This window comes from Humibacillus sp. DSM 29435 (assembly GCF_001758225.1).
GTDB lineage: Bacteria > Actinomycetota > Actinomycetes > Actinomycetales > Dermatophilaceae > DSM-29435.
The window spans coordinates 155878-178243 of the sequence record NZ_MAST01000051.1 but is presented as its reverse complement, the minus strand read 5'-3'; the positions used below and the strand labels follow the sequence as shown (position 1 = coordinate 178243).

At 69.1% G+C, this 22366-nt stretch carries 22 protein-coding genes; 12 read left to right on the top strand and 10 right to left on the bottom strand.

Going from position 1 to position 22366, the window contains the following annotated elements; genetic code table 11:
- The first annotated feature begins 29 nt into the window (after positions 1–29).
- The gene (locus BA895_RS20135; RefSeq protein ID WP_070193659.1) at positions 30–1136 is read left to right on the top strand and encodes a mannose-1-phosphate guanylyltransferase; all 1107 of its coding nucleotides are present in this window, start codon (positions 30–32) and stop codon (positions 1134–1136) included.
- A 49-nt stretch (positions 1137–1185) separates the two neighbouring features.
- Here BA895_RS20135 and BA895_RS20130 read toward each other — a convergent pair whose 3' ends face one another.
- Positions 1186–2349: a nucleotide sugar dehydrogenase gene (locus BA895_RS20130; protein ID WP_070193658.1), complete on the bottom strand. Its 1164-nt coding sequence runs from the start codon at positions 2347–2349 to the stop codon at positions 1186–1188.
- Between the two features lie 9 nt (positions 2350–2358).
- Positions 2359–3357: an SDR family NAD(P)-dependent oxidoreductase gene (locus BA895_RS20125; RefSeq protein ID WP_070193657.1), complete on the bottom strand. Its 999-nt coding sequence runs from the start codon at positions 3355–3357 to the stop codon at positions 2359–2361.
- Between the two features lie 202 nt (positions 3358–3559).
- Here BA895_RS20125 and BA895_RS20120 point away from each other — a divergent pair, with 202 nt between their 5' ends.
- The 4 genes from BA895_RS20120 to BA895_RS20105 all read left to right on the top strand — a co-directional run bounded on the left by BA895_RS20120 (position 3560) and on the right by BA895_RS20105 (position 8697).
- Positions 3560–4240: a succinate dehydrogenase cytochrome b subunit gene (locus BA895_RS20120; protein WP_371327741.1), complete on the top strand. Its 681-nt coding sequence runs from the start codon at positions 3560–3562 to the stop codon at positions 4238–4240.
- A gap of 3 nt (positions 4241–4243) precedes the next feature.
- Positions 4244–6316 carry a fumarate reductase/succinate dehydrogenase flavoprotein subunit gene (locus tag BA895_RS20115; RefSeq protein ID WP_083283594.1) on the top strand — a complete coding sequence of 691 codons (2073 nt, stop codon included), beginning with the start codon at positions 4244–4246 and terminating at the stop codon, positions 6314–6316.
- A 7-nt stretch (positions 6317–6323) separates the two neighbouring features.
- The gene (locus tag BA895_RS20110) at positions 6324–7067 is read left to right on the top strand and encodes a succinate dehydrogenase/fumarate reductase iron-sulfur subunit (protein ID WP_070193655.1); all 744 of its coding nucleotides are present in this window, start codon (positions 6324–6326) and stop codon (positions 7065–7067) included.
- Positions 7068–7197: 130 nt separating this feature from the next.
- Positions 7198–8697: a D-alanyl-D-alanine carboxypeptidase family protein gene (locus BA895_RS20105; protein WP_070193654.1), complete on the top strand. Its 1500-nt coding sequence runs from the start codon at positions 7198–7200 to the stop codon at positions 8695–8697.
- A 36-nt stretch (positions 8698–8733) separates the two neighbouring features.
- Here the strand turns inward: BA895_RS20105 and BA895_RS20100 are convergent, their stop codons facing one another.
- From BA895_RS20100 to trpS, 3 genes are all read right to left on the bottom strand, one after another.
- Positions 8734–9861 carry a YihY/virulence factor BrkB family protein gene (locus tag BA895_RS20100; RefSeq protein WP_070193653.1) on the bottom strand — a complete coding sequence of 376 codons (1128 nt, stop codon included), beginning with the start codon at positions 9859–9861 and terminating at the stop codon, positions 8734–8736.
- Complete coding sequence (locus BA895_RS20095; RefSeq protein WP_070193652.1) at positions 9858–10397, bottom strand: 2'-5' RNA ligase family protein; 540 nt, start codon at positions 10395–10397, stop codon at positions 9858–9860. Before BA895_RS20095 ends, BA895_RS20100 begins: the two co-directional genes overlap by 4 nt.
- Positions 10398–10462: 65 nt before the next feature.
- The gene (trpS, locus tag BA895_RS20090) at positions 10463–11488 is read right to left on the bottom strand and encodes a tryptophan--tRNA ligase (protein WP_070193651.1); all 1026 of its coding nucleotides are present in this window, start codon (positions 11486–11488) and stop codon (positions 10463–10465) included.
- 101 nt (positions 11489–11589) lie between these two features.
- On the opposite strand from trpS, the gene galK reads away from it, so the two are divergent.
- Complete coding sequence (galK, locus tag BA895_RS20085; protein WP_083283603.1) at positions 11590–12771, top strand: galactokinase; 1182 nt, start codon at positions 11590–11592, stop codon at positions 12769–12771.
- 28 nt (positions 12772–12799) lie between these two features.
- Here galK and BA895_RS20080 read toward each other — a convergent pair whose 3' ends face one another.
- Both BA895_RS20080 and rfbA read right to left on the bottom strand, forming a co-directional pair.
- Entirely contained in the window at positions 12800–13402 is a 603-nt protein-coding gene (locus BA895_RS20080) for a dTDP-4-dehydrorhamnose 3,5-epimerase family protein (protein ID WP_070193649.1), read from the bottom strand.
- Positions 13402–14280 carry a glucose-1-phosphate thymidylyltransferase RfbA gene (rfbA, locus tag BA895_RS20075; RefSeq protein WP_070193648.1) on the bottom strand — a complete coding sequence of 293 codons (879 nt, stop codon included), beginning with the start codon at positions 14278–14280 and terminating at the stop codon, positions 13402–13404. Before rfbA ends, BA895_RS20080 begins: the two co-directional genes overlap by 1 nt.
- A gap of 86 nt (positions 14281–14366) precedes the next feature.
- Between rfbA and rfbB the strand changes: the two genes are divergently transcribed.
- The 5 genes from rfbB to BA895_RS20050 all read left to right on the top strand — a co-directional run bounded on the left by rfbB (position 14367) and on the right by BA895_RS20050 (position 18913).
- On the top strand, positions 14367–15374 hold the full coding sequence (rfbB, locus tag BA895_RS20070) for a dTDP-glucose 4,6-dehydratase (protein ID WP_070193647.1): 1008 nt from the start codon (positions 14367–14369) through the stop codon (positions 15372–15374).
- Positions 15371–16231, top strand: a complete 861-nt coding sequence (rfbD, locus tag BA895_RS20065) for a dTDP-4-dehydrorhamnose reductase (RefSeq protein WP_083283592.1) — start codon at positions 15371–15373, stop codon at positions 16229–16231. Before rfbB ends, rfbD begins: the two co-directional genes overlap by 4 nt.
- A 117-nt stretch (positions 16232–16348) precedes the next feature.
- Positions 16349–16999 carry a SatD family protein gene (locus BA895_RS20060; protein ID WP_070193646.1) on the top strand — a complete coding sequence of 217 codons (651 nt, stop codon included), beginning with the start codon at positions 16349–16351 and terminating at the stop codon, positions 16997–16999.
- Positions 16996–17835, top strand: a complete 840-nt coding sequence (locus BA895_RS20055; protein ID WP_070193645.1) for a hypothetical protein — start codon at positions 16996–16998, stop codon at positions 17833–17835. Before BA895_RS20060 ends, BA895_RS20055 begins: the two co-directional genes overlap by 4 nt.
- Positions 17836–17911: 76 nt before the next feature.
- Positions 17912–18913, top strand: coding sequence for a malate dehydrogenase (locus tag BA895_RS20050; protein WP_070193644.1), 1002 nt, complete (start codon positions 17912–17914; stop codon positions 18911–18913).
- A 93-nt stretch (positions 18914–19006) separates the two neighbouring features.
- Here BA895_RS20050 and BA895_RS20045 read toward each other — a convergent pair whose 3' ends face one another.
- From BA895_RS20045 to BA895_RS20035, 3 genes are all read right to left on the bottom strand, one after another.
- On the bottom strand, positions 19007–19324 hold the full coding sequence (locus BA895_RS20045) for a DUF3017 domain-containing protein (protein WP_070193643.1): 318 nt from the start codon (positions 19322–19324) through the stop codon (positions 19007–19009).
- A gap of 10 nt (positions 19325–19334) precedes the next feature.
- On the bottom strand, positions 19335–20231 hold the full coding sequence (locus BA895_RS20040; protein WP_070193698.1) for a bifunctional methylenetetrahydrofolate dehydrogenase/methenyltetrahydrofolate cyclohydrolase: 897 nt from the start codon (positions 20229–20231) through the stop codon (positions 19335–19337).
- 94 nt (positions 20232–20325) lie between these two features.
- A complete protein-coding gene (locus tag BA895_RS20035; RefSeq protein WP_070193697.1) occupies positions 20326–21591 on the bottom strand; it encodes an NAD(P)/FAD-dependent oxidoreductase in 1266 nt (421 codons plus the stop codon).
- A 201-nt stretch (positions 21592–21792) separates the two neighbouring features.
- Here BA895_RS20035 and BA895_RS20030 point away from each other — a divergent pair, with 201 nt between their 5' ends.
- Positions 21793–22341 (top strand): hypothetical protein, encoded by a 549-nt coding sequence (locus BA895_RS20030; RefSeq protein WP_070193642.1) that lies wholly within the window; start codon positions 21793–21795, stop codon positions 22339–22341.
- Positions 22342–22366 lie beyond the last annotated feature (25 nt).

Here is a 22366-nt window from a genome sequence, read left to right as displayed (position 1 = left end):
GCGGCCGCCCGAGTCGGTACGGTTCTGTCATGAGCGAGAGCGAGCACATCGACGGACTGTGGGCCGTCATCCCGGCCGGCGGCGCCGGTACCCGGCTGTGGCCGATGTCTCGGCGGCACTCGCCCAAGTTCCTGCACGACCTGACCGGGTCGGGGCAGTCGCTTCTGCGGGCCACGTGGTCGCGGCTCGAGCCCCTCGTCGGCGAGCGGATGCTGGTCGTCACGGGCGCCGCCCACGAGGATGCCGTGCGAGCGCAGCTGCCGATGCTCGGCCGTGACGCAGTCGTGGCCGAGCCCTCACCCCGTGACTCGATGCCGGCCATCGGGCTGGCCGCTGCGATCCTCGAGCGCCGGGATCCGGAGGCCGTTCTCGGCTCGTTCGCGGCAGACCACGTGATCACCGACACCGTGGGGTTTCGTCGCGCGGTCGAGGAGTCGGTCGTGCTGGCTCGCCGAGGTGAGCTGGTGACCATCGGTATCGTACCTACGCATCCGGCCACCGGCTTCGGCTACATCCGGTTGGGTGCCGACCTCGGTGTGGCCGGCGCGCCGACCGGACGGAGGGTTGACGAGTTTGTCGAGAAACCTGATGTCGACACCGCTCGCCGCTACCTCGAGAGCGGTGAGTACCGCTGGAACGCAGGCATGTTCGTCGTGGGGGCCACGACTCTCCTCGAACTGCTCGGCCAGGAACATCCTGAGATGGTGACCAGCCTCCGCACCATCGCGAGCGACCCTCGCCGGATGCGTGACGTGTGGCCGACGATCACGAAGATCGCCATCGACCATGCGGTGGCCGAGCCCGCGGCCGCCGCCGGTCGGGTTGCCGTCGTGCCCGCCTCGATCGGTTGGGACGACATCGGCGACTACGCCTCGCTGGGCACCCTGCTCGGTGACGATGCGGTGCTCGCCGGACATCCTGGGCTGCGGGTGATCGGCTCCCCCAGCGACGTGGTGGCCATCGACTCCTGCGGCCTGGTCGCGACGAGTGGCCGGCTGGTGGCCCTCATCGGTGTCGAGAACCTCGTGGTTGTCGACACCCAGGATGCCCTGCTCATCACCACGCCCGCGCGGGCGCAGGAGGTCAAGCAGATCGTCCAACAGCTCACCCGAGACGGCAGGGTCGAGCTGACCTGAGCGACCCCAGGCGAACGCTGCCACGGCAAACGCCTGGTGGCGGCGCCCGTCAGTCGCGACGGTAGAGGTCTCGGGTGTACACCTTGTCGGCCACGTCGGCGAGCTCGTCGACGTAGCGGTTGGCGACGATGACCTCCGAGAGGGCCTTGAACTCCTCGAGGTCGCGCACCACGCGGGAGTGGAAGAAGGTGTCATCGGCCAGCGACGGCTCGTACACCACCACCTCGACCCCCTTGGCCTTGATCCGCTTCATGATGCCCTGGATGCTCGAGCTCCTGAAGTTGTCAGATCCCTCTTTCATCACGAGGCGGTAGAACCCGACGACGTCGGGATGCCGGGCCAGGATCTCGCTCGCGACGAAGTCCTTGCGCGTGCTGTTCGAGTCGACGATCGCGCGGATCAGGGTCTGCGGCACCTGGTCGTAGTTGGCCAGCAGCTGCTTGGTGTCCTTGGGCAGGCAGTACCCGCCGTACCCGAACGACGGGTTGTTGTAGTGGTTGCCGATGCGCGGGTCGAGGCCCACCCCTTCGATGATCGCGCGGCTGGCGAGGCCGTGGGTGGCGGCGTAGGTGTCGAGCTCGTTGAAGTACGCGACCCGCATGGCCAGGTAGGTGTTGGCGAACAGCTTGATCGCCTCGGCCTCGGTCGGGCTGGTGAACAGGATGGGCGCCGGCTCGTCGGCTCCCTGCAGGAGCAGGTCGGCGAACACCTTGGCCTCCGGGGCGTCCGAGCCCATCACGATGCGGCTCGGATGGAGATTGTCGTGCAGGGCCTGGCCCTCGCGCAGGAACTCGGGCGAGAACACGATCCGCGCACCGGACATCCGCGACACCAGACCGGCTGTGAACCCCACCGGGACGGTCGACTTGATCACGATCGTCGAGCCGGGCGCCAGGCGCACGGCATCCGCAACGACACTCTCGACGGAGGAGGTGTCGAAGTAGTTGGTGCGTTCGTCGTAGTTCGTGGGCGTGGCGACGACCACGAAATCGGCGCCGCCGTAGGCGTCTTCGAGCTCGGTGGTCGCCCTGAGCGAGAGGGACCCCGTGGCCAGATGCTCCTCGAGCTCGCGGTCGACGATCGGGGAACGGCCCTGGTTGACCAGCTCGACACGGTGGGCGTCGATGTCGAGCGCGACGACATCGTTGTGCTTCGCCAGCACGACGGCATTCGACAGGCCGACGTATCCCAGACCGACCACGGTGATCTTCACGCCGACAGCCTAGGACGTGGCTACCGTGTCGGCGGTGCCGGTGGCTCCGCACACGAAGGCCCAGAAACGATGCACCTCAGCAGCAGACTCCACCCCGATCGGGGCGTAGTGGGTCGCGCGCCGGCGCCGGTCGTTCCAGAACCCGCCGTTGCCGATCGGCTCGTCGGTGGCCGCCAGCCACACCGCCGTGTCGGCGCCGCCCTCGTCGTCGCGAAGGAGCGGAGCCATCACCTTGGCGAACCGAGGGAGCCCGTCGGTGACGCCTGGGGTGTCGGCCCAGCCGGGGTGCATTGCGTGCGCGACCACGCCCCGCCCGGCGAGGTCGGCCGCCCACTGCCCCGTGAGCACGAGCTGCATGCGCTTGGTCCGCGCGTAGGCGGTCACCCCCGAGTAGGTTCCCGAGCGCTCGGCCCGCGTGTACTCCGGGTCGTCGGCGTCGAGTCGCTGCCCGTAGGCGCCACCCGAGGTGACGACGACCACCCGCCCCCCGGCGAGGATGTCGGCCAGCTCGTAGGTGAGAACCTGCGGGCCGAGCACGTGTGTGGCCAATGCGAGCTCATGGCCCTCGTCAGTGGTGACTCGCTCGGGAGGCATCACGCCCGCGTTGTGAACCAGGGCTCGCAGCCGAGGTATGCGCGCCGCGAAGGCGCGGGCGAACTCGCGGGTCTCTGCCAGATTGCTGATGTCGGCCACGACCGGCTCGACAAGGGCGCCGGGCACGTCGCGCTCCAACCGCTCCTGGGCCTGGCTCAGCCGCTTCTCATCGCGCCCGGTCAGGTGCACCGTGGCGCCGAGCCGCGCCATCCCCCGGGCGGCCGCGAGACCGAGACCACCACTGCCTCCGGTGACCAGCACATGCTCGCCGACCAGTGCGTCAGGAGCCGGATCGGGTGGCCACCAGTGGCGACGCACCATGGGCCCGATCTTCGTGTAGCCGAGCACGAGCGACTTGTCCATGAACCAGTCGAGCGCCCTGGCCGCCGGGAGGTCAGCCTTCGGGGTGTTCATGGCCACCACCCTAGGTTGACGGACCACAGTCACTGACCCGCCCGCCGTTCGAGCGGACCCCAGAGACAGGGTCACCGAGGGGACGAAGGGATGGTGCAAAAAGTCACAGTGGAGCACATACCGGCGAGTAGGCCCCGGGTGCGGCGGCCCGCCCCGATAGGCTGACAACGTGGCCACCAACACTCTCCCAAAGGCGGGACCGGTGACGGCACGTCGCACCACGGTCTTCATGAAGCTGCTCATGGCACTGTCGGGCGCACTGTTCGTCTTCTACGTCCTCGTTCACATGTACGGCAACCTCAAGATCTTCGGGGGCATCGAGCCGTTCGACGAGTACGCCCTGCACCTGCGAACCCTGCTGACGCCGATCCTGCCCTTCGGCGGGTTCCTCTGGCTGTTCAGAGCGCTGCTGGTCATCGCCCTGGTCGCGCACGCCTGGTCGGCCTTCTACCTGTGGAGCCGCGCGAAGGGCGCGCGCACCACTCGGTACGTCGCCAAGGAGGCCGCGCGGGTCACGTTGCGCAGCAAGACGATGCGGTGGGGCGGGGTGGCCCTGCTCGCGTTCCTCGTCTGGCACCTGCTGCAGTTCAGCATCCTGAAGTTCAACGTGGGTTCGGGCGCTGTGAACGGCAGCGAGGGCCGCCTGGTGATCTCGAGCTTCCAGGTGTGGTGGGTCGTGCTCATCTACTTCATCGCCATGGTGGCGCTCGGCATGCACCTGTGGCACGGGGTGTGGAGCGCCTCGCAGACCCTCGGCTGGGCCGTGTCGCCCCGCGCTCGTGCCCGAGCCCAGGCCACTGCGACCGTCGTGGCCCTGGTCGTATCCGTGGGGTTCATGCTTCCGCCCCTCGCCATCCTGTTCGGCATCGTCAAGGGAAACTGACCAATGACCCAGACCGTCTCCAAGCCCAGCGTGCAGAGCTCGACGACCACCGTGGCTCACGACCGCACCGAGGTGACCGACCGCGAGGCCGAGCCCAACGCCGGCGTCGTGCACGGCCTCTACACCGACGGGGCCGCAATCGTCGACAGCAAGGCCCCCGCCGGCCCGATCTCCGAGAAGTGGACCCAGCGAAAGTTCGACGCGGCCCTGGTCAACCCGACCAACCGGCGCAAGCTGTCGGTCATCATCGTCGGCACAGGCCTGGCGGGTGGAGCGGCCGCAGCGACCCTCGGCGAAGCCGGCTATCACGTCAAGTCCTTCTGCTACCAGGACTCCCCACGGCGCGCTCACTCCATCGCCGCTCAGGGCGGCATCAACGCGGCCAAGAACTACAAGGAGGACGGCGACTCGGTCTACCGCCTCTTCTACGACACCGTGAAGGGGGGCGACTACCGCTCACGCGAGACCAACGTCTACCGCCTCGCCGAGGTCAGCACGAACATCATCGACCAGTGCGTCGCCCAGGGTGTGCCGTTCGCACGCGAGTACGGCGGTCTGCTCGACAACCGCAGCTTCGGCGGCGTGCAGGTCTCGCGCACCTTCTACGCTCGGGGTCAGACCGGCCAGCAGCTGCTCATCGGGGCCTACCAGGCCCTGGAGCGCCAGATCGCAGCCAAGACCGTCGAGATGCACCCGCGGCACGAGATGCTCGAGATCATCGTCGCTGACGACGGCTCCGGCCCCCGCGCCCGCGGCATCATCGCCCGCGACCTTGTGACCGGTGAGATCGAGACCCACCTCGCGGATGCCGTGGTGCTGGCCAGCGGTGGGTACGGCAACGTCTTCTACCTCTCCACGAACGCCATGGGGTGCAACGTGACGGCGTCGTGGCGCGCGCACCGTAAGGGCGCACACTTCGCGAACCCCTGCTACACGCAGATCCACCCGACCTGCATCCCCGTGTCCGGTGACCACCAGAGCAAGCTCACGCTGATGTCCGAGTCGCTGCGCAACGACGGACGCATCTGGGTGCCGAAGAGCGCCGACGACTGCGACAAGGACCCCCGCGAGATCGCCGAAGGTGACCGCGACTACTACCTCGAGCGGCTCTACCCCAGCTTCGGCAACCTGGTGCCGCGTGACATCGCCTCCCGGCAGGCGAAGAACATGTGCGACGAGGGTCGTGGGGTGGGCCCGAAGGTCGGCGACTTCCGGCGCGGCGTGTACCTCGACTTCGCCGAGGCGATCGACCGCCTCGGGCAGGCTGCGGTCGCCGAGAAGTACGGCAACCTCTTCGACATGTACCAGCGCATCACCGGTGAGAACCCCTACGAGGTGCCGATGCGCATCTACCCGGCGGTGCACTACACGATGGGTGGGCTCTGGGTCGACTACGACCTGCAGTCGAGCATTCCCGGACTGTTCGTCGCCGGCGAGGCCAACTTCTCCGATCACGGCGCCAACCGACTCGGCGCATCAGCCCTCATGCAGGGCCTCGCCGACGGGTACTTCGTGCTGCCCAACACGATCCGCGACTACCTGGCCAAGGGCCCCTTCCCCGCGATCGACGAGCAGAACGACGCCGTCGCTGCGGCCCGCGCCTCCGTCGAGTCTCGCGTGCAGAAGTTCCTCTCGATCAACGGTGACCGCTCGGTCGACTCCTTCCACAAGGAGCTCGGGCAGATCGTCTGGGAGTACTGCGGCATGGAACGCTCGGAGGAGGGCCTGCTCAAGGCGATCGACCTCATTCGCAGCCTCCGCGAGGAGTTCTGGCGCAACGTGCGCGTGCTCGGCGCCGCTGACACCCTCAACCAGAGCCTCGAGAAGGCCGGCCGGGTCGCCGACTTCCTCGAGCTGGGCGAGCTGATGTGCATCGACGCCCTGCACCGGCGCGAGTCGTGCGGTGGCCACTTCCGCACCGAGTCGCAGACCGACGAGGGTGAAGCACTGCGCCACGACGACGAGTACGCCTACGTGGCGGCCTGGGAATGGGGCGGCGAGAACGGCACGCCCGTGCTGCACAAAGAAGACCTGACCTACGAATTCATCCAGCTGAAGCAGCGGAGCTACAAGTGATCACGCAATGAACCTCACCCTCAAGATCTGGCGCCAGACCGGCCCCTCGGCCAAGGGCGCAATGCACACCTACCCGGTCACCGACATCTCCGAGGACATGTCCTTCCTCGAGATGCTCGACGTGCTCAACGAGCAGCTGAACGCTCGCGGCGACGAGCCGATCGCCTTCGACTCCGACTGCCGAGAAGGCATCTGCGGCGCCTGCGGGCTGATGATCTCCGGCCGAGCCCACGGCCCCGAGGTCACCACCACGTGCCAGCTGCACATGCGGTCGTTCAGCGACGGTGAGGAGATCACCATCGAGCCGTGGCGCGCCGACGCTTTCCCCGTCATCAAGGACCTCGTCGTCGACCGCAGCAGCTTCGACCGCATCATCCAGGCGGGCGGCTTCATCAGCGCCAACACCGGCGCCGCCCCCGAGGCCCACTCGGTGCCGGTGCCCAAGCCGGCCGCAGACCGGTCGTTCATGGCCGCCGCCTGCATCGGCTGCGGCGCCTGCGTGGCAGCCTGCCCCAACGCGTCGGCAATGCTCTTCATGGGCGCCAAGATCACCCACCTCGGTGAGCTCCCCCAGGGTCAACCGGAGCGAGACGCCCGCGTCGTGTCGATGGTGAGCACGCATGACCACGAGGGCTTCGGCGGGTGCACGAACGTCGGAGCATGCTCCGACGCCTGCCCCAAGGAGATCCCGCTCGACGTGATCAACCAGCTCAACAAGGACCTGCGTCACGCCCTCACGCACGGGCACTGACCAAGCCGGGCGGCAGCCTCCACGGAGCGAAACACCGACCGCCTACCCGGCAATGGTACGAACGCGAGGCGGCCGCTGAGCGCGTCGTACCTCGCTGATGGCGCAAGGCTGTGCTTATTCTGTCCCGATCATGGTCGACCGCCCCACCCACCGGCCCCCGCTGACCGGCATCGTCACCGGGCTGGTCGGTGCTGCCCTCGCGTTCACCCTCTCACTGGCCCTGTTGGTGCCTGTGGCGGATGCCGCTACCACGCCGGTCCCCACGCCGCTGCCGACCCCGTCGTGCCAGCCCTGGCAGCGTCCGACCACCGTGCCCGCCGGGGTGACACTGACGCCGCGAGTCTTCCCACCCGGCCCGACGACCGGTGTCCTAGCAACCGGCAACGCACGTGTCGGCGCCACCGCCCGGCCCCGTTCGACCACCCCTCCCCGGCGGATCGTGTGTCGCACCGTCCCCCCCACCCCGTTCATCGCTCCGCCCGTCGACACGGCCACGGTGGTCGGCGGGCCGGCGCTGGCGGCATCCGGTGTCATCGTCGACCTGGGTCGCGGGGCCACGCCCCCTCCTGAGGTCTACGACGTCTCCTACGTCATCGCCGACCTCGACAGCGGTGAGATCCTCGCAGCGAAATCGCCGCACGCGTGGTTGCGGCCGGCGAGCACGCTCAAGACCCTCACCGCGCTGACCCTGCTGCCCCGGCTCGACCCACGACGAAAGGTGACGGCCACGGCCGACGCCCAGGCCGCGGCCGGAACCCGGGTCGGCATCATCGCCGGCAACCCCTACCCGGTGGGCGACCTCGTCGACGCGATGCTGATGTTCTCGGCGAACGACGCGGTCTACGCCCTGGCCGATGCTGCGGGCGGCTACGACCGCACGGTAGCCCTCATGAACGCGAAGGCGAAGGCGATCGGCGCCTTCGACACCGTCACCGTCGACCCGAGCGGGCTCGACGAGGGCAACCAGCGCTCGAGTGCCTACGACCTGGCGTTGATCGGGCGGGCCGCGATGAAGCTGCCGACGTTCCGCCAGACCGTGGTGAAACGCACCGCGATGTTTCCCGGCGGCACCGACCCGGCCCACAAGGTCTGGCCGGCGTTTCAGATCTACAACATCAACCCGCTGCTGACGCACTACCCGGGGGCGATCGGGGTCAAGCCCGGTCGCACCGACCGGGCCCAGCACACCTTCATCGGTGCCGCGACCCGCGGAGGTCGACGCCTGATCGTGACGCAGATGGGCAGCGTCACCGGAGCCTGGCAGCCGACGGCGGCCCTGCTCGACTGGGGCTTCGCCCACGTGGGCACGGTCAGGCCCGTGGGCCGGCTGGTGAAACCGGGCACCGCCGTGCCCCCGAGCCCCGCGACCAGCCCATCGCCGGTGCCCGCCCCGTTGACCAGCACCCCGCCCGTCGTGCCGAGCAGTGGCACCAGCGAGCCGGCGCCGCTGGCCGTGGCGGTGGATGCCGCGAAACCTCCCGGAGAGACAGCATCGGTCGGGGCCTCGGGCACCGTCGTGGCGATCGTGATGGGCACGGCCTGGCTGGGGGTGCTCGTGGGGCTCGTGCTGCTGGCGCGCCGGCTGACCTCTCGTCGAGGGCGTCGCAGACAGACGTCCGCCGGGTTCTGAGCTGCGACACCCGGAGGTCTTCGTGCTGGCGGGTCTTCAGCGCCGCCGCAAGCGGCGCCACCCCGACAGGGCGATGGCGGCCACGGCGCCGAGAACGGCGCCCGCCGCCATGCTCACCCGGTCAGCGGCACGGCTCGGACCGGATGGGGAGGCGGCGGCACCGGCGGCGGGTAGAGAGGTCGGATCGACGCGCGGCGGTCCACCGGCGTACGGCACGAGGGTGGTGTCGTCGCCGGCCGTCAGCGGGGCCACAAAGGCTGGACGCACGACCCGGGCGAAGGGGTTGACCGCCTCACCGCTGACGATGGTCGCGATGTCAACGCGGGTGGCGGCCCAGGCCGCCGACAGCAGGATCACCCGCGCCATCAGGTTGAGCCAGAAGAGCAGGCCGACTGCGACCGCGACCGCGCCCAGCAGTGGGTTCTTGGTGGCGTTGGCGATGAGGGCCACCCCGAAGTACTTCAGCAGGCCGAGCAGCACGGCGCCGAAGATCGCCCCGTCGCGCACGTTGTGCCACGGCAGAGGCACGCCGGAGAGCACCCTGATCATCAGCACCATCAGCCCGGCGTCGAAGGCGACACCGAGCAGCAACCCCACTACGGTCACCAGCCACTCGCTGTCACCGAGGCCCACGACGCCGGCGACCTGTTCGGTCAGCCCGCCCGCAATACTCGAGACGGCCGCCGAGACGGCGATGCCGATACCGAGGGCAGCAAGCACGCCGAGGTCACGCAGCTTCGTCAGCACCGGGTTGCCGGGCGAGGCGCCGAGCCCGAACACAGCGCGGATGCCGGTGCGCAGGGCGCCGATCCAGCCGAGGCCGGCGAGCAGCAGGGTGACCAGGGCCACGAGGCCGGTGATCGTCAGGGCGGTCGAGGTCGGTGTCGAGATCCCGATGAAGCCGTCCTGGTTGCTCGGCGTGCGGATCATGTTCGGGAAGGTGTTGTTCAGCTGGTCGGCGATCGCGTTGAGCAGGTCAGGCCGGCCCTGCAGCACGAAGCCGAAGACCGTGAACGCCAACGCGATGGCCGGGAACACGGAGAAGAAGGAGTAGTAGGCCACCCCCGAGGCCAGCAGGTTGCCGTTCGCCTCGCCGTAGCGCTGGTAGGCCGTGTAGGGGCGGTGACGCGTGATGGCCTGCCACAGCTTCTTCAGGGCGGTCATGACGTGCTGCGCCGAGCCAGCTCGAACTCGTGCTTGGGGCGCCAGACGCCATCGGCGCCGAGCTCGTAGAGGTGGAAAGTGGTGACCTCGAAGGTCACCGAGAAGCTCGCCAGCTCGTCGAAGGCCCGGTCGAGCTGGGCCGGAGTGACGTCGTGCGCAACCGTGACGTGCGGGTGGTAGTAGAAGTCGAGGGCCCGCATGACCGGGCCGGAGCGCAGCGACATCTCCAGCGCCTCGCACGCCGAGACCCCCTGGGCCACCTGGATGAAGACGACGTCTGAGAGCGGTCGGAACGTGCCCGTGCCGCGCAGCACGACATCGAAAGCCGGCTCGGCGGCAGCGACCGCCGCGCAGTGGTCGAGGAACGCCGCGTAGGTGGTGGCGTCGACCTCGGTGGGCGGCAGCAGGGTGATGTGAGCGGGGATCTGCCACGCCGACTGGTCGCCGAAGTCGGCCCGGCGCGACTGGAGGAACTTCCCGTGGGGTGGCGGGACCGGGATCGATACACCGATCGTGGTCGGTCGCTCGTGATTCACCCTCAAACCGTATCGAATGACGAGCCGGTGTCTGGACCGACCACGCCAGCTCGGACCGGCATCGGTCAGGCCCGCGGCAGCAGCCCCACCTTGTCGTAGACCCGGCGCACGGTGGCCTCGGCGATGGCGCGAGCCCGGTCTGCGCCGTCGGCCAGGATGCGGTCGAGCTCGGCCGGGTCGGCCATCAGCTCGAGGGTGCGGTTGCGGAACGGCGTGACGGTCTCGACGACGACCTCGGCAACCTCCTTCTTCAGGTCGCCGTAGCCGCGGCCGTCGAAGGTGGACTCGAGGCTGGCGATCGGCGTGCCCGACAGGGCGGAGTGGATCGAGAGGAGGTTGGACACGCCCGGCTTCTCGGTCTCGTGGAAGCGGATCTCACGGCCGGTGTCGGTCACCGCCGACTTGATCTTCTTGACGATGCGCGATGGCTCGTCGAGCAGGCTGATGAGCCCTGCGTCACTGACGGCCGACTTGCTCATCTTCGCCGTCGGGGTCTGCAGGTCCTGGATCTTGGCCGTGGCCCGCATGATGTGCACCGAGGGCACGACCAGCGTGTCACCGAACCGGGCGTTGAACCGGGCTGCGAGGTCGCGTGAGAGCTCGAGGTGCTGACGCTGGTCCTCTCCCACCGGCACGACGTCGGCGTCGTAGACGAGGATGTCGGCCGCCTGAAGCACCGGGTAGGTGAACAGCCCGACGTTGGGCCCGGCGCCCTTGGCCGACTTGTCCTTGAACTGCGTCATCCGCCCGGCCTCGCCGAACCCCGTGAGACAGCTGAGCACCCACGAGAGCTCGGTGTGTGCGGCGATATGGCTCTGCACGAAGAGCACCGACCGCCCGGGGTCGACGCCGCCGGCGATGAACTGGGCAGCAGTCAGGCGCGTTCGCTCGCGCAGCACCGCCGGGTCGGGCGCCACCGTGAGGGCGTGCAGGTCGGCCACGAAGTAGAACGCATCATGGGTCTGCTGCAGACGCACCCACTCGACCAGCGCGCCGATGTAGTTGCCGAGGTGCAGCGAGTCGCTGGTCGGCTGCATCCCCGAGAGGCTGCGCGGCGGCATGGTTGGCGCGGTCATCGTGTCGTCGGGCATGGCATGCATTCTGACCCATGTCGGTGCACTGTCACTCACTCGGTCGCTACCAGACCGCCAGCGAGCGCCAAAGACCCGTCGACGTGCCATCATCAGGCAGCATGAGCACCCCACCCAGCGAGCTGACCTCCGCCGCCGTCGCCTTGTTCACGGCCACGTATGCCGCTCCGCCCGAGGGGGTGTGGTCGGCCCCGGGCCGGGTCAACCTGATCGGCGAGCACGTCGACTACAACGGGGGCCTCTGCCTGCCGATGGCCATCCCCCAGCGAACGCACGCTGCGGTGCGACGCCGTGACGACCGGATGGTGCACGTCATCTCGGGCGAGTCGGGGGTCGAGCGCGTCGCGCTCGACGACATCGGCCCGGGAAGCCCGAGTGGCTGGGCGGCCTACGTGGCCGGGGTGTTCTGGGCTCTGGAGCAGGCGGGCCATGTCATCGCGGGAGCCGACATCGCCCTGACCTCCGACGTGCCCTCCGGCGCCGGGCTGTCGAGCTCGGCTGCGCTCGAAGCCAGTGTCGCGCTGGCCATCGACGAGCTGTGTGGTCTCGGTCTCGGGGGTGACGACGCCGGTCGACGCGAGCTGGCCACGGCATGTCAGCGAGCCGAGAACGAGGTGGTCGGAGCACCGACGGGTGGGATGGACCAGGCCGCGTCGCTGCGTGGACGAGCCGGACACGCCCTCGAGCTCGACTGCCGCACCATGGACGTGGCGTATGTACCGTTCGAGCAGGAGCTGCTCATCATCGACACGCGGGCCCATCACGCGCTCGTCGACGGCCAGTACGCCGCCCGCCGTGAGCAGTGCGAGTCGGCCGCCCGCGACCTGGGGGTGCCCCTGCTCGCCGACGTGTCGCTCGACGGGCTCTCCCATACGCTCGAGGCGGTGACCGATCCGGTGGCGCGGCGGCGCGCCCGTCACGTCGTCACGGAGATCGGCCGGGTCAAGGAGTCTGCGCAGGTGCTCCGTCAGGGTGACCGCGTCGACCTCGATGCCCTCGGCGCTCTGTTCACGGCGTCGCACGTCTCCCTGCGCGACGACTTCGAGGTGTCGTGCGCCGAGCTCGACGTGGCCGTCGAAGCGGCGATCGCGGCCGGTGCCTTCGGAGCCAGGATGACCGGCGGAGGCTTCGGCGGCTCCGCCATTGCCCTCGTTCGCCCCGGTCGGTCCGGCGCCGTGGTCGCAGGCGTGCGCCGGGCCTACCAGCAGCAGGGGTGGAAGCGCCCGAGAACCTTCCGGGTCAAGGCCGGCGCCGGCGCCGGTCGCGACGACACGTCGGAGTAGCACCGGCGACCCTTCGGTGGTGGCTCCGTCAGTCAGACGCGCGGCGCGCGTACCAGTCGCTGCAGGCGGCCCAGGTGGGCAGCATCCGCTGCGCCGTTGCGGTTGCGAGCGACGGCGCCGCCGCATCCTTGGGTGAGAGCCGGATGTCGACGCCGTCGGGCAGAGGGAGCGCCACCTCGGGGTCGAGGGGGTCGATGCCGTGCTCCGCGCCCGGGTCGTAGGCCGCCCCGCACAGGTAGTGAGCCGTCGTGCCGTCCTCCAGCGCGAGGAAGGCGTGCCCGAGGCCTTCGGCGACGTACACAGCGCGGCGGTCGGTGGCGTCGAGGAGCACGGAGTCGACCTGCCCGAACGTCGGTGACCCGACCCGGAGGTCGACGACGTAGTCGATCAGCGACCCGGTGACCGCGGTGACGTACTTGGCCTGACCGATAGGCACGTCGGCGAAGTGGATGCCGCGCAGGGTGCCGCGCGACGAGACCGAGACGTTGGTCTGCACCACGTCGAGACGGTGGCCCACGTGCTCGGCCAGCAGGTCGCCGCGGAAGGACTCGAGGAACACTCCCCGGTCGTCGGCGAACTGACGCGGGGTGACCTCGAAGGCTCCCGAGACGGAGAGCGGGCGCACCTGCATCACCGTGCACCTCGTCGTTCGTCGATGAGCCCGCTCAGGTAGAGCCCGTAGCCGCTCTTGCGCTGGTCGTCAGCATGCCGAGCCAAGGCGTTGTCGTCGAGCCAGCCGTTGCGCCAGGCGACCTCCTCGACGCAGCCGATCTTCTGACCCTGACGAGCCTCGACGACGTGGACGTACTGGCTCGCCTCCATCAGACCGTCGAAGGTGCCGGTGTCGAACCAGGCTGTGCCGCGGGGCAGCACACTGACCGTGAGCGTGCCGCGACGCAGGTACTCGGCGTTGACGGCCGTGATCTCGAGCTCGCCGCGCGGGCTCGGGGTGAGGCTCCGCGCGATGTCGATCACGTCGTTGTCGTAGAAGTAGAGACCGGGAACCGCGTAGCTCGACTTCGGACGCACAGGCTTCTCCTCGATGGAGAGCACCATTCCGTCGTCGTCGAACTCGACGACGCCATAGGCGGAGGGGTCGGACACGCGAAAGGCGAAGATGCTGCCCCCGACGACGGCGGTGTTGTCTCGCAGCCGGGTCCCGAGGCCCGAACCGAAGAAGATGTTGTCACCGAGCACGAGCGCGACCGTCTCGTCTCCGATGAAGTCGGCTCCGAGGATGAACGCCTGTGCCAGCCCGTCGGGCCGGTGCTGAACCTCGTACGTGATGGACATCCCCCACTGCGAACCGTCACCCAGCAGCCGTTCGAACTGGGCGGCATCCTGCGGGGTGGTGATGACCAGCACGTCCCGGATGCCGGCCATCATCAGCGTCGACAAGGGGTAGTAGACCATCGGCTTGTCGTAGACGGGCATCAGCTGCTTGCTGATGCCGCGGGTGATCGGGTGCAGTCGGCTGCCCGTTCCGCCGGCGAGAATGATCCCCTTCATGATGGGCCAGCCTAGGGTCTGCGCCGGCCCAGGCCGTCGCAGGAGGCCGACCGGCGAGCGCGAGGATCTTGGATAGCCTTCCTCACATGCGTGTACTCGTCACCGGCGGAGCCGGCTTCATCGGCTCGAACTTCGTTCTGCGCGTGCGCGAGACCCGGCCCGACTGGGCCCTGACGGTCGTCGACTCGATGACCTACGCCGCCAACCGAGCCTCGCTCTCGTCCGTGCTTGAGGAGGGTGACCGGTCCGTACGTCTGGTGGAGGGCTCGGTGGCCGACTCCGGTCTCGTCGACGAGCTGGTGGCCGGGTGCGACGTGGTGGTGCACTTCGCCGCCGAGTCGCACAACGACAACAGTCTCGACAGCCCGTGGCCGTTCGTCGAGTCCAACGTCGTGGGCACCTACACGCTGCTCGAGGCGGTGCGTCGTCACGACAAGCGCCTCCACCACATCTCGACCGACGAAGTCTACGGCGACCTCGAGCTGGATGATCCGCTGCGGTTCACCGAGTCAACCCCGGTGAACCCCTCGAGCCCCTACTCGGCGACCAAGGCGAGCGCCGACCTGCTCGTGCGGGCCTGGATCCGGTCGTTCGGCGTTCGGGCCACCGTCTCGAACTGTTCGAACAACTACGGCCCTCGGCAGCACGTCGAGAAGTTCATTCCTCGGCAGATCACCGGGATCCTCGAGGGCACGAAGCCCAAGCTCTACGGCTCGGGGCTCAACGTGCGCGACTGGATCCACGTCGATGACCACAACGACGCCGTGGTGGCCGTCATCGAGCAGGGCCGACTCGGTGAGACCTACCTGATCGGCGCCGACGGTGAGCTGAACAACCGCGACATCGTTCGTCTGCTGCTCGAGCTCACCGACCGACCGGCCGACTGGTTCGAACACGTGAACGACCGCCCCGGTCACGACCTTCGGTATGCGATCGACTCGAGCAAGCTGCGGGCCGAAACCGACTGGCAGCCCCGCTACGGCGACATCCGGGCGGGTCTCGCCGCCACCGTAGAGTGGTACCGCGAGAACGGCGACTGGTGGCGTTCGGCGAAGGTGGCGGCCGAGAAGACCTACTCCCGGCTCGGTAGGTGAGCGCCGCTTCGGGCCGGGCCCGGCGGGTTCTCGTCACCGGCGCGAACGGGATGCTGGCCCACGACCTCGTACCAGCATTGCGGGCCGCCGGGCACGTCGTGTCGGCTCTCGACCGGGCTGATCTCGATGTGACGGATGCCGCCCAGTGCGTCGCCGGCGTCACCGGCCACGACCTGGTCGTCAACCTGGCCGCCTGGACCGCCGTCGATGACGCCGAGAGCCACGAACCGCAAGCCTTCTCGGTCAACGCGGTCGGAGCGGCCAATCTCGCTCGCGCCGCGGCGCAGGCCGGCGTTCGCATCGTGCAGCTGTCGACCGACTACGTCTTCGACGGCTTGGCGACCGAGCCGTACGCCGCCCACCACCTGGCCGCGCCGGCCTCCGCCTATGGCCGCACGAAGGCCGCAGGTGAGTGGGCGGTTCGCGCCCTGTGCCCCGACTCGTGGGTGGTGCGCACGGCGTGGCTCTACGGCGCAGGCGGCCCGAACTTCGTGACCACGATGCTGCGGCTGGCCGGCGAACGCGACGAGCTCTCGGTTGTCGCCGACCAGCACGGACAGCCCACCTCGACCCTCGACCTGGCTGATCTTCTCGTGCGGATGATCGCCGCCGATGCACCGGCTGGGGTCTACCACGGCACCGCGACGGGCGAGACGACCTGGCACGGACTGGCCCAGGCGGTCTTCGAACACCAGGGCCTTGCGCCGGCCCGGGTTCGGCCCACGACGAGCGCGGCCTACGCCCGGGCGGCGCCGCGGCCGGCCTACAGCGTGCTCTCGCACGACACCCTGCTCACTGCCGGGATATCGCCGATCGGCGACTGGCGCGAAGGCCTCGACCGGCATCTCTCGGGCTGACCGGGCCACTGCCGGCGGCCGGGGGCCGAGCCACGGGCATCGCCGACCCGGAATCTCGGCATCAGCGAAGATGAAGGCAGGCTGTTCATCTAAGCGATATGAATCTATAGTCTTCACATGGTGGAAATGAAGCGCGAGGCGTCAGCGGTCGCGCTCATCGGTGACCTCGTCGAGTCCCGCGAGTCCCCGGATCGACAGTCGCTGCACACCGCTCTCGACGACGTTCTTCGCACGGTCAACCAGCGCCTCGAACCGATCGTAGCGGCGGCCATCACGGTGGGTGACGAGTTCCAGGGTGTCTACCGGAGCGTCGGCGACGCCCTCACCGCCAGCTTCTGGGTTCGGCTGTCGTTGCGACCCGTCGGCGACGTGCGGTTCGGCGTCGGGCGCGGTGACGTGCGCACGCTCGACACCACCCGCGGCATCCTCGACGGGTCGGCCTTCTGGCGGGCCCGCGACGCGATCGAAGCAGCCGAACGGCACGCCGGACGGGCTCGCACGCGCACCTCGAGAACGGCCTACCACTCCCCTGACGACCCTCCCCACCAGGTCGCGACGATCCAGGCCACCCTCGACTGTCTGGACTTCATGATTGGCTCTCTCACAAGCCCCTCAGACGTCATCCTCGAAGGACTCATGAACGGAAACACCCAGCTCGAGATCGCCGAGCGAGCCGGCATCAGCGCTTCGGCCGTGTCCCAGCGCGTGCGGCGCGACGGACTGGGCGTCGCCCTCGACACGATGACGACCTTGGGGTCCCTGCCGTGACGTGGGTCTCGATCGTGCTCATCGGGCTCGGGGTGGCCGACCTCGTGCGCTCGTCGTTGTCGCGCAGGCGGCGGCTCGCGGCGCACCTGGCCGGCCCCCTGGTCGTGCTGGCGGCCGCCCTGCTCTCGGGAGTGTCCCGGTGGGCCGACGCCGTTGCGCTGCTGTTGGCCCTCGGGGGCGGCGCGCTGTGGACCGAGCTCTCCGACCGGGCCCAGACCACGGGCCGACAGGCGATCTGGGCGCTCATCAGCCTGGCCGGCACCCTGGTGGGTCTGCTGGCTTTCTCCGGAGCGGCGACCAGCCCGGCGGGGCCACTCCAGTCCTGGCTCGCCTGGGCCGACCTGCCCGGCTCGGGGCGAGCCGACAGCGGGCGGGTGCTGCTGCTGACGGGCCTGGTGCTGTTCAACATCGCTACCGCCAACATCGTCGTGCGCCTCGTGCTGCTCGCCATCGGGGCGCTGCGACCTGACCAGCTGACCCTGCCCCCGCAGCCACAGGCCGCCGACCGCCTCAAGGGCGGACGCCTGCTCGGGCCGATGGAGCGGCTCGTCATCCTCGGGCTCGGCCTCGCGGGTGAGTTCGGTGCAGCGGGGCTGGTGATAGCCGCCAAGGGGCTGCTCCGCTTCCCCGAGATCCAGGCATCGGCCCGCGGCGGCGCGAACCCGCTCGGGCCCGGCCGCACGACCGGGTCAGCCAACCCAGCGCTTCCCGGCGTTGGCGCCGGCGCCGGACCACGCTCCGGACCGGTCGGCATCGACGATGTCACCGAGTACTTCCTGGTCGGCAGCTTCGTCAGCTGGCTGCTCGCGCTCGTCACCCTCGCGGTGGCCCGTTGACCGGGTGACTGGGGTCGTCATGCTCCACTGATAGCGTCGAGTCGTCCCACCACCACACAACCGTGAAGGGCCCATCGTGAGCACAGCTCCCACCGCTGCCAGCCGCCAGCCGGTCAAGATCGCCGTGACCGGCGCCGCCGGCCAGATCTGCTACAGCCTCCTGTTCCGCATCGCGAGCGGCGCGCTGCTCGGCCCCGACACCCCCGTCGAGCTGCGCCTGCTCGAGATCACCCCGGCCCTGAAGTCGCTCGAGGGTGTGGTGATGGAGCTCGACGACTGCGCCTTTCCGACGCTCGCGAACGTCGAGATCGGTGATGACCCCAACACGGTCTTCGACGGAGTCAACCTCGCCATGCTGGTCGGGGCCATGCCGCGCAAGGAGGGGATGGACCGCTCAGATCTGCTCTCGGCCAACGGCAAGATCTTCACGGGCCAGGGCAAGGCCCTCAACGACAGCGCCGCCGACGACGTCAAGGTGCTCGTCACGGGCAACCCCGCCAACACCAACGCCCTCATCGCGATGACCAACGCACCTGACATCCCCAACGAACAGTTCAACGCGCTGACGAGGCTCGACCACAACCGGGCGAAGTCGCAGCTGGCCAAGAAGCTGGGGGTGTCAGTGAGCGAGATCAGCAAGCTGGCCATCTGGGGCAACCACGACGACTCGATGTATCCCGACCTCTACAACACGATGGTCGGCAACAAGGTCGCTGCCGACCTGGTCGACGAGGCCTGGATCACGGGCGAGTTCATCCCCACGGTGGCCAAGCGTGGCAGCGCGATCATTGCCGCCCGTGGCAGCTCGTCGGCCGCTTCGGCCGCCAACGCCACCATCGACCACATGCGCGACTGGGTGCACGGCACCGACGACTGGGTGTCGATGTCGGTCCCGTCCGACGGCTCGTACGGCGTCACCGAAGGTATCGTCTCCTCCTTCCCGTGCACGGTGCAGAACGGGAAGTACGAGATCGTGCAGGGAATCGAGCTGTCCGACTTCTCCAAGGAGCGCATCCAGGCCTCCGTGGCCCGACTCGAAGGAGAGCGCGACGCGGTGAAGGGCCTCGGGCTCATCTGAGCCCCGGTCTGACCCCGCGGCGGCGGATGGCTGTGTCGTGCGGGTGGCCCTGTCGTGCGGGTGGCCCTGTCGTGCGGGTGACGCGGCCGGGCGTCAGCCCGTGATGGAGCGCGCCGGCGGGCGTTCGTTCGACGGGTCGAGGTTGACCGTGGCCGAGGCGATCAGCACCCCGACGGCCAACGCGAGGAGCACGATCACATCGAGGGTGCGAGAACGCACCACCAGCCCGCCCGCACGCCGGGCGGGCTGGGCCAGCAACCGCACGACAGCCGCTACCACCAGGGCGCCGCACATGACCTGCCCGCCCAGCCTGATCTGACCCAGCCCCGTTGCGACCACCCCCGCCGCCGTCAGCAGCGCCACCGGCCACCAGACCCCGAGCACCACGAACCCGCTGCCGCGCATCTTCATCGGCGGTCGTTCATCCGTGCGGGTGGGCAGCCTCGGCGCGGTCAGCCGCCTCAGCATGGTCAGCGGCTTCAGCGGCTTCAGCGGCAGAGACGACATTGGTCAGCAGCATCGCCCGGGTCATCGGGCCCACCCCGCCGGGGTTCGGGCTGATCCACCCCGCCACGTCGGCCACGTCGGCAGCCACGTCTCCGGCGATCTTGCCCTCGACCCGGCTCACACCGACATCGAGCACGGCGGCGCCGGGTCGCACCATGTCCTTGGTGATGATGCCCGGCACGCCCGCTGCCGCAATCACGATGTCGGCTCGACGCACCTGCGCCGACAGGTCTCTGGTGCCCGTGTGACACAGGGTCACCGTCGCATTCTCGCTCTTGCGGGTGAGGATCAGCCCGAGCGGCCGGCCGACCGTCAACCCCCGACCGACCACCACCACGTCGGCACCGGCGATTGGCACGTCGTGGCGACGTAGCAGCTCGATGCACCCCATCGGGGTACAGGGCAGCGGCGCCATTCGGCCGAGCACGAGCCAACCCAGGTTCATCGGGTGCAGCCCGTCGACGTCCTTCTCGGGGTGCACCCGTGAGAGCAGAGCCATCTCGTCGAGACCGGTGGGCTGCTGCACAAGGAACCCGGTGCAGCGCGGATCTGCGTTCAGCTCATCGATGACCTCCTCCACCTGCGCCTGCGTCGCGCTGGCAGGCAGATCCCGGCGCAGGCTGGTGATCCCCAGCTCGGCACAGTCCCGGTGCTTGGCCGCCACATACCAGTGGCTTCCGGGGTCATCCCCCACGAGCACGGTCCCCAACCCTGGCACCACGCCACGGGCCGCCAACCGGGCTACTCGCCCGGCCAGCTCGGCCTTCATCGTGCGCAGAGTGGCCTTGCCATCGAGAATTCGAGCCGTCACGAGGGCCATCCTGCCACCCGACCGCCTCGCCGCCTCACCGGGAGGTCAGCGTGAACAGGCCCTCTCGGTTCGACGGGCTCAGAGCCCCCCTTGCTCAGGTGAGGTCGGTGAGCGCCACCTCAGGGTCAGCCAGCTTCGTGCGGTCGACAGTCGTTCGCTCGCGTACGAGCTGCTGCACGGCATCGATGGTGTCCCAGACGTTCACGTGCATGCCCGCCAGCACTCGCACGCCACCGGCAGACTCGTCAGAGGCACCGGCCTCGACCACCCAGAAGGCCATGAACTCGTTGCTCTTCAGGTCTCCGCGGATGACGAGCTCGGTGTCGGTGTCGCGGGGGACGTAGCCGGCGTACTCGAGCCCGATGTCGTACTGGTCGGAGAAGAAGAACGGGATGGGGTCGTACAGTTCGTCGCTGCCGGCCATGATCCGCCCCGCCGCGAAGCCGCCGTCGTTCGCGTTCGCCCAGTGCTCCACCCGCACGTGCGTCTCGAGCGTCGGGCTCAGCCAGCTCGCGACGTCACCGGCGGCCCACACGTGGTCATCGGAGGTGCGCAACGAGCTGTCGGTGACGATGCCGTTCTCGACCGTCAGCCCGGCACCCTCCGCCAGGCCGGTGTTCGGGCTGATCCCGACCCCGACAACCACCGTGTCGGCCGCCAGGCTCAGTCCACTCTTCGTCTCGACCGCGGCGACCTGGCCCTCGCCGGCCAGTCGCTCGACCCCCTCGCCGAAGCGAAACTCCACCCCGTGTGAGCGGTGCAGATCGGCGAACCAGCCACCGACCTGCGGGCCAAGCACTCCGAAGAGCGGCGAGGGCTGGGGCTCGACGACGGTCACCTGGCAGCCGGCCTCGACGGCCGCCGCCGCCACCTCGAGACCGATCCAACCAGCGCCCACGATCACCAGTCGGTGCCCGTTCGCGAACCGAGCGCGCAGCGCGGTCGACTCGGGCATCTCACGCAGGTAGAGCACGCCCTCGAGGTCGGCTCCCGGAACATCGAGCGCTCTGGCCGACGAGCCAGTGGCGATCAGGACCTTCTCATAGGCCACCGTGTCTCCGCCGCGCAGGCTGACCGTGTGAGCCTCGGCATCGAGCGAGGTGGCCGGGTCGCCGAGCCTGATGTCGACGTGGTTGGCCTCGTACCAGCTGTGTTCGTGGGTGAAGGCCGACTCGACGGGGTCATCGCCCTTGAGTGCGGCCTTCGACAAGGGCGGACGCTCGTAAGGCAGGCGCTCCTCCTCGGTCACCAGCACGATGCTCCCGCTCTGGTCGAGGCTGCGGATGCCCTCGACCGCGCGAGACACGGCGAGGCCGCCGCCGACGAGGAGATAGGTGGCTGATGACTCGTGTGCGCTCATGCACCCACCCTCACACGCCGTGCCGATGCCGTCGAGGGGTGCTCTTGCGCCGGGCCCGGTGCCGCGCCAGGTCATACACCGAAGATGGGCCGAAGATGGGCCGATGCACGAACCACCGTTCACAGGCTGGTACCTGTATCCTGTGTCTAAGATGCCCGCATAACGGACTAATTGCCCATCTTTCGAACGACCGGAGGCCCCATGCTCACGGTTGGCCCGCACGGCACGATTCCGTCAGCGGTGATGAGGGTCTATCTCCATCAGCGCCGGCTCGATCAACTACGGTCGGCGCGCCGGGTTGCCCGCTGGCTGACGGTCACCCTGGCCCTCGTCCTCGTGACCATGACGGTCATGCGGGGCCCCGACCTGCTGAGTCCACCAGCCGTGGTCACCGCGCTCATCGTGGCCCTGGCGGCCTGGCTCGTGGCCGTGTTCCACGGCTATCGCGTGCATTCGTGCCGCATCGACGCCCGGCTCTGTCTGGTCAGGCTCGAGTCGGTGCGCCGACACCTCGAGGCGCGCGAGCACAGCCGCAAGGTGGAAAGCGCCGGAGCGCGACGCCCTGGCGCAGATGTGCTGACCGACGACCATCTGCTCGAGCTGCACGCTCAGGTGCGCACGCTGGAGTCCGAGATCGAAGAGTCGGAACAGCGAGTGGAGCAGGCCCTGCTCGCAGGCGCCGTGGCGGCCGGGGCGGCAGTCTTCGCCCTGACTGCCGCCGTCGCCACGAGCGCGATGTCGATCTCCTAGCCGGTCAATCTCCTAGCCGGTCGAC

What these genes read in the sequence shown, in the direction of transcription:
- BA895_RS20135 (WP_070193659.1), top strand. Translation starts at nt 30, where the DNA reads ATGAGCGAGAGCGAGCACATCGACGGACTGTGGGCCGTCATCCCGGCC.
- BA895_RS20060 (WP_070193646.1), top strand. Translation starts at nt 16,349, where the DNA reads ATGGTGGAAATGAAGCGCGAGGCGTCAGCGGTCGCGCTCATCGGTGAC.
- BA895_RS20045 (WP_070193643.1), bottom strand. Translation starts at nt 19,324, where the DNA reads ATGAAGATGCGCGGCAGCGGGTTCGTGGTGCTCGGGGTCTGGTGGCCG.
- galK (WP_083283603.1), top strand. Translation starts at nt 11,590, where the DNA reads ATGAGCACCCCACCCAGCGAGCTGACCTCCGCCGCCGTCGCCTTGTTC.
- BA895_RS20100 (WP_070193653.1), bottom strand. Translation starts at nt 9,861, where the DNA reads ATGACCGCCCTGAAGAAGCTGTGGCAGGCCATCACGCGTCACCGCCCC.
- trpS (WP_070193651.1), bottom strand. Translation starts at nt 11,488, where the DNA reads ATGCCCGACGACACGATGACCGCGCCAACCATGCCGCCGCGCAGCCTC.
- BA895_RS20080 (WP_070193649.1), bottom strand. Translation starts at nt 13,402, where the DNA reads ATGCAGGTGCGCCCGCTCTCCGTCTCGGGAGCCTTCGAGGTCACCCCG.
- rfbB (WP_070193647.1), top strand. Translation starts at nt 14,367, where the DNA reads ATGCGTGTACTCGTCACCGGCGGAGCCGGCTTCATCGGCTCGAACTTC.
- BA895_RS20115 (WP_083283594.1), top strand. Translation starts at nt 4,244, where the DNA reads ATGACCCAGACCGTCTCCAAGCCCAGCGTGCAGAGCTCGACGACCACC.
- BA895_RS20035 (WP_070193697.1), bottom strand. Translation starts at nt 21,591, where the DNA reads ATGAGCGCACACGAGTCATCAGCCACCTATCTCCTCGTCGGCGGCGGC.
- BA895_RS20105 (WP_070193654.1), top strand. Translation starts at nt 7,198, where the DNA reads ATGGTCGACCGCCCCACCCACCGGCCCCCGCTGACCGGCATCGTCACC.
- BA895_RS20030 (WP_070193642.1), top strand. Translation starts at nt 21,793, where the DNA reads ATGCTCACGGTTGGCCCGCACGGCACGATTCCGTCAGCGGTGATGAGG.
- BA895_RS20125 (WP_070193657.1), bottom strand. Translation starts at nt 3,357, where the DNA reads ATGAACACCCCGAAGGCTGACCTCCCGGCGGCCAGGGCGCTCGACTGG.
- rfbA (WP_070193648.1), bottom strand. Translation starts at nt 14,280, where the DNA reads ATGAAGGGGATCATTCTCGCCGGCGGAACGGGCAGCCGACTGCACCCG.
- BA895_RS20110 (WP_070193655.1), top strand. Translation starts at nt 6,324, where the DNA reads ATGAACCTCACCCTCAAGATCTGGCGCCAGACCGGCCCCTCGGCCAAG.